Source organism: Streptomyces sp. NPDC059456 (assembly GCF_042750055.1).
In the GTDB taxonomy this organism is placed as follows: Bacteria; Actinomycetota; Actinomycetes; order Streptomycetales; family Streptomycetaceae; genus Streptomyces.
Genome location: NZ_JBHYVA010000599.1, coordinates 1 through 5351, shown reverse-complemented (window position 1 = coordinate 5351; position 5351 = coordinate 1). Strand labels below are relative to the sequence as shown.

At 72.3% G+C, this 5351-nt stretch carries 5 protein-coding genes; all 5 read left to right on the top strand.

Annotated elements, in window-relative coordinates; all coding sequences use genetic code 11:
* The first annotated feature begins 145 nt into the window (after nucleotides 1–145).
* Nucleotides 146–1255, top strand: coding sequence for an aryl-sulfate sulfotransferase (locus ACFXA3_RS34360; RefSeq protein WP_385193470.1), 1110 nt, complete (start codon nucleotides 146–148; stop codon nucleotides 1253–1255).
* A gap of 132 nt (nucleotides 1256–1387) precedes the next feature.
* Complete coding sequence (locus ACFXA3_RS34355; protein ID WP_385193467.1) at nucleotides 1388–2350, top strand: amino acid ABC transporter permease; 963 nt, start codon at nucleotides 1388–1390, stop codon at nucleotides 2348–2350.
* Nucleotides 2347–3144: an amino acid ABC transporter ATP-binding protein gene (locus ACFXA3_RS34350; protein WP_385193464.1), complete on the top strand. Its 798-nt coding sequence runs from the start codon at nucleotides 2347–2349 to the stop codon at nucleotides 3142–3144. Before ACFXA3_RS34355 ends, ACFXA3_RS34350 begins: the two co-directional genes overlap by 4 nt.
* A gap of 61 nt (nucleotides 3145–3205) precedes the next feature.
* Complete coding sequence (locus ACFXA3_RS34345) at nucleotides 3206–4225, top strand: transporter substrate-binding domain-containing protein (RefSeq protein ID WP_385193461.1); 1020 nt, start codon at nucleotides 3206–3208, stop codon at nucleotides 4223–4225.
* Entirely contained in the window at nucleotides 4222–5031 is an 810-nt protein-coding gene (locus tag ACFXA3_RS34340; RefSeq protein WP_385193458.1) for a GNAT family N-acetyltransferase, read from the top strand. Before ACFXA3_RS34345 ends, ACFXA3_RS34340 begins: the two co-directional genes overlap by 4 nt.
* The last annotated feature ends 320 nt before the right edge of the window (nucleotides 5032–5351 follow it).

The following is a 5351-nucleotide window of genomic DNA, read 5'->3' as shown; positions in this document are numbered from 1 at the left end:
AGAGACAGCGGGCGGACAGCGCCTCGGCGCAGCCCCAGGCATCGCCGAGTTCACGGAACACGGCCAGGCTCTCGTCGGCGTCGCGCGAGGCGTCCCCCGCCCAGTCCGCCCCCCTCACCCTCTTCCCCTCGTTCAGGAGATCACCATGACCGTCGAACAGAACACCCTGCGCCGCCGCGGCGTCGGCCTGATCGCCCACGACCCCGAGCGCAGCCAGGGCGGCTACACCCTCTACACGCCGATCACCAGCGCCGGGGAGATCCACCTCGTCGACATCGACGGCCGCCCCGCACACACCTGGAACTCCCCCCATCCGCCCGGCCGTCAGGCGCAGATCCTGCCGAACGGCAACCTCTTCTACGCGGCGAAGGACACGAGCGGTCCGACCCTCTTCCCGATCTGGGACGTCTACCACGGCGGTATCTTCCAGGAGCTCGCACCCGACTCCACGGTGCTGCGCGAGGCCCGGCACCCCTTCCACCACCACGACGCCACGGTGCTGCGGAGCGGCAACCTCCTCATCACCGTCGTCGAACCCCTCGACCCGGCCGACGCGGCCCGGATCCGGGGCGGCATCCCCGGCTCGGAGGCCCCCGGCGGTGTGATCTACGGCGATGTCGTCTACGAGCTGACCTGGGACGGCGAGGTGGTGTGGCGCTGGGCCGCGATCGAGCACCTCGACCCGGAGGAGGTCGTGCTGAACCGCCACTTCGCCCGCAACCACTGGCCGATGGCCAACACCGTGAACGAACGGGCCGACGGCTCCGTCGTGGTGGGCTTCCGCAGCGCGTCGACCGCCGTGTCCATCGACCGCACCGACGGCTCGGTGCAGTGGCTGATCGGCCCCGACGTACTGGCGCAGCAGCACCACCCCCACGAGCTGCCCGGCGGCACCCTCCTGGTCTTCGACAACGGCACCTACCGCGACACCACCTCCGTGCCGTACTCGCGGGTGCTGGAGCTCGACCCGCGCACCGGCGCGCAGGTGTGGTCGTACGAGGACAACCCGCCGCAGAACTTCTACAGCCCCTACATGTCGAGCGCGCAGCGCCTGGCGAACGGCAACACCTTCATCGCCGAGGGTTCCTTCGGACGGCTCTTCGAGGTGACGCCGGGCGGGGAGGTGGTGTGGGAGTTCGTGGTCCCGCAGTTCCGCTCCTTCGGTGACGGCGTCGGCCTGGAATCCTCCGCGGGGGCGCAGAACTCCGTCTTCCGCGCCTACCGTTACGCCGCCCACGAGATTCCCTGGCTGTGAACGAGGGCCCCCGTTCATTTCGGCGGGAGGCGTTTTGTGTACGGGGTATGAAAAGCGAACGCGCTTGTGTGGCCATCGATATCCGGACCGTTGACATCGATTCTCGGCCCTGTCGAAGCTGCTCTCGTGTCCTTGAGTGAATCGATCGTCCGCGCCGCACCCGCCGGCCCGCCCGAACCTGCGGGCCGGGCCGAGCGGGTGCTCCCGCTCCGCCGCCCCGGCCGGTGGATCGGCGCCGCCGTCGTGCTGGTCCTGGTCGCCCAGGCCGGCCACGGGCTGCTGACCAACCCCTTCTACCAGTGGGACCGGTTCGCGTACTGGTTCCTGCGGCCGGTCGTGCTGGAGGGGCTGTGGATCACCCTCCGGGTGGCCGCGTACAGCGCGCTCCTGGGGCTGGCCGGCGGGGTGCTGCTCGCCCTCGGGCGGATCTCCGGCAACCCGGTGCTGCGCTCGGTGAGCTGGACGTACGTGTGGCTGCTGCGCTCGGTCCCGCTGATCGTCGTCCTGCTCTTCCTCTACAACCTCAGCGCGCTGTACCCCACGCTGAGCGTCGGGGTGCCGTTCGGTCCCGCCTTCTTCACCTTCGACGAGTCCCGGCTGGCCACCGACATGGTCGTGGCGGTCGTCGGACTGAGCGCGGTCGAGACGGCGTACGCGGCCGAGGTCGTCCGGGCCGGGCTGCTCTCCGTCGACCAGGGCCAGCACGAGGCCGCGGCCGCGCTGGGTCTGCCCAGGCGGTACCAGTTCACCCGGATCGTCTTCCCGCAGGCGCTGCGCGCGATCGTCCCGTCGTACGTCAACCTGCTGATCGGGCTGGTCAAGGCCACCTCGCTGGTATTCTACGTCTCCCTGCTCGACCTGTTCGGCACGGTCCAGGGCCTCGGCAGCACCTATCCGGGGGACGTGGTGCCGCTGCTGCTGGTGGCGACCGTCTGGTACGTGATCCTCACCAGCGTCCTGTCCGCCGTGCAGTACCACGTCGAGCGGTACTACGCCCGCGGCGCCCTGCGCACGCCCCCGCCCACCCCCCTGCAGCGGGCCCGTGCGGGCCTGGGCGAGCTGCGCAGCCGCCACCGGAAGGAGACGGCGCGATGACCGCCACCACCACCGCCACCGCGCCCGCGCCCGCGCCCGCCGCGATCGAGGTCCACGACGTGCACAAGTCGTTCGCCGGCCGGCGCGTCCTGGACGGCGTGAGCCTGACGGTACGGCCGGGCACGGTCACGGTGGTCCTGGGCCGTTCGGGCTCCGGCAAGTCCACGCTGCTGCGGGTCGTCAACCACCTGGAGAAGCCGGAGGCCGGCCACGTCAGCGTCGGCGGCGAGCTGATCGGCGTACGGCGCCACGGCACCCGGCTCAAGGAGCTGAGCGAGCGGGCGATCCTCGCGCAGCGCGGCCGGATCGGCTTCGTCTTCCAGAACTTCAACCTCTTCCCCCACCTGACCGTGCTGGACAACGTCGCCGCGGCGCCGGTGGCCACCGGCCGGCTGCGCCGCGCCGAGGCCCGGGCACAGGCGCGCGAGCTGCTGGAACGGGTCGGGCTCGGCGACCGGACCGGCGCGTACCCGCGCCGGCTGTCCGGCGGCCAGCAGCAGCGGGTGGCCATCGCCCGGGCGCTCGCGCTGCGGCCCGGGGTCATCCTCTTCGACGAGCCCACCTCCGCCCTCGACCCCGAGCTCGTGGGCGAGGTGCTGTCCGTCATCAAGGACCTGGCCACCGGCGGCACGACGCTGGTCATCGTCACGCACGAGATCGGCTTCGCCCGCGAGGTGGCCGACGAGGTCGTGTTCCTGGACGGCGGCCGGATCGTCGAACAGGGCCCGCCCGAGCGGGTCCTGGACCATCCCGCGCACCCCCGCACCCGCGAGTTCCTCAGCAAGGTCCTCTGAACGCACCCCCGTCGCTGCACCCGTCTGCGCTGTTCCCCCTGACCGGAAAGGCACCATCACCATGCTGCGCCCGTCCTCCCTGCGTCCGAGACTCGTCCGCGGCATCGGCGCCGCGACCGCCACCGTGGCCCTCACCTCCGGCCTGACCGCGTGCGGCGGCGACGCCGAGGCGACCGGGGCCGCGTCCTCCGGCAAGGTCGCCGTCGGCACGGTCTCCAACGGCGCCGCCAAGGAGGCCGAACTGAGCGCTCCGGTCGTCGAGTCGCTGCGCGCACAGCTGCCCGCGGAGGTCCGCGACCGCGGCGAGCTCGTCATCGGGGTCGGCGCGCTGCCCGCGGGGTTCCCGCCGCTGGCGTACGTCGGCACCGACCAGAAGACGCTGACCGGTGCGGAGCCGGACCTGGGCCGGCTGGTGGCCGCGACGCTCGGCCTCAAGCCCGTCGTGAAGAACTCCACCTGGGAGAACCTCTTCCTCGGCATCGACAGCGGCAAGGTCGACGTGGCGTTCACCAACGTCACGGTCACGGAGGAGCGCAAGAAGAAGTACGAGTTCGCCTCGTACCGGCAGGACAACCTGGCCTTCGAGGTGCTCAAGGACGACCCCTGGAACTTCGGGGGCGACTACCGCAGCCTCGCGGGCAGGACCGTCTCGGTCAGTGCCGGCACCAACCAGGAGAAGATCCTGCTGGAGTGGCAGAAGAAGCTCCGGGCCGAGGGCAAGGACGTCACGGTCAAGTACTTCCCCGACGCCAACAGCGTCGCGCTCGCGCTGAGCGGCAAGAAGATCGACGCCAACTTCGGGCCCAACCCCTCGATCGCCTACCACATCACGCAGACCGCGGGCACGAGCACTCCCACCCGCAACGCCGGTTCCTTCTCGGGCGCGGGCGAGTCGCTCCAGGGGCTGATCGCGGCCACCGCCAAGAAGGACAGCGGACTGGCGAAGCCGGTGGCCGAGGCGATCAACCACCTGATCGAGGAGGGCCAGTACGGGAAGCTGCTGGAGGCCTGGAACCTCTCCAACGAGGCCGTCACCACCTCCGGGGTGAACCCGCCCGGCCTGCCGCTCAGCAACGCGTGAGCGCCGTGGGCAACGCCGCCGGCGGAACCGGCGCCGGAAGCGGCTCCGCCGTCGGTCCCGTCGCAGCCGCCGGCCCGGACGGTCCGCACGTCCTCGACAACCCCGCCTGGGCCTCGCTCCGGGGCGCGCACGCCGTGTTCGCCGAGCACCCGGGCGGGCGCGGGCCCGGGACCTCGCGCGCCGCCCGCTACCACCCGGAGGTCTCCCCCTGGGCCGCGCTCGCGGACCCGGCCGACCCCCGCTGCTGGGCCGACCTGCGGGCGCTGGTCGGGGAGGGCGGGACGGCTCCGCTCGCGGGGGTGCCGAGCCCGCCCGAGGGGTGGGAGACCACCGGCTCGATCCCCGGGGTCCAGCTCGTCGACACCGCGCTGCGCGCCGAGGCCGCGCCGGAGGCGGTCAGGCTGGGGCCGGCGGACGTTCCGGAGATCCTCGCGCTGATCGCGCTGACGAAGCCCGGGCCGTTCCTGCCCCGCACCGTGGAGCTGGGCACGTACCTGGGCATCCGCCGTCACGGCCGGCTGATCGCGATGGCGGGCGAGCGGCTGCGGCCGCCCGGCTGGACCGAGATCAGCGCGGTCTGCACCCACCCCGGGTACCGGGGGCGGGGCCTGGCGACGCGGCTGGTCCGCGCCGTCGCGGCGGGCATCCGGGAGCGGGGCGAAACCCCCTTCCTGCACACGGCCGCGAGCAACACCCGCGCGATCCGGCTCTACGAGTCGATCGGTTTCTCCCTGCGCCGACGCCCCTCGTTCATGGCCGTCCGGGCGCCCGGCGGGCCGGGCAACACGACCGCCAAGTTCTCTTAATATTCCCGCCATTGAATGGCACCGCGGTCCGGCGTAGCGTTTTTCGGGAGAATGTGATGACGGGTTGAATTCGCCCACCCCGCATCGGCCTCCCCTTTTCCGCACGCCGATCAGGAAGGCGTAATCCAGCATGCCCGTTTCCGATTCCCGTTCCGGCTCTCCTTCCGGATCCGCATCCGGATCCGCATCCGTATCCGGGTCCGCACCACTGCACCTCGCCGTCTCGCTGGACGGCGCGGGCGGGGCCCCCCCCGCCGGGCGCGCGCCGGGTGGCCCGCCCCCCCCGCGGGTAGCCCCCCCCCCCCGGGGCGGGCGCGCCC

Coding starts and splice junctions, on each gene's coding strand:
- ACFXA3_RS34360 (WP_385193470.1), top strand. CDS start 146: ATGACCGTCGAACAGAACACCCTGCGCCGCCGCGGCGTCGGCCTGATC.
- ACFXA3_RS34350 (WP_385193464.1), top strand. CDS start 2,347: ATGACCGCCACCACCACCGCCACCGCGCCCGCGCCCGCGCCCGCCGCG.
- ACFXA3_RS34345 (WP_385193461.1), top strand. CDS start 3,206: ATGCTGCGCCCGTCCTCCCTGCGTCCGAGACTCGTCCGCGGCATCGGC.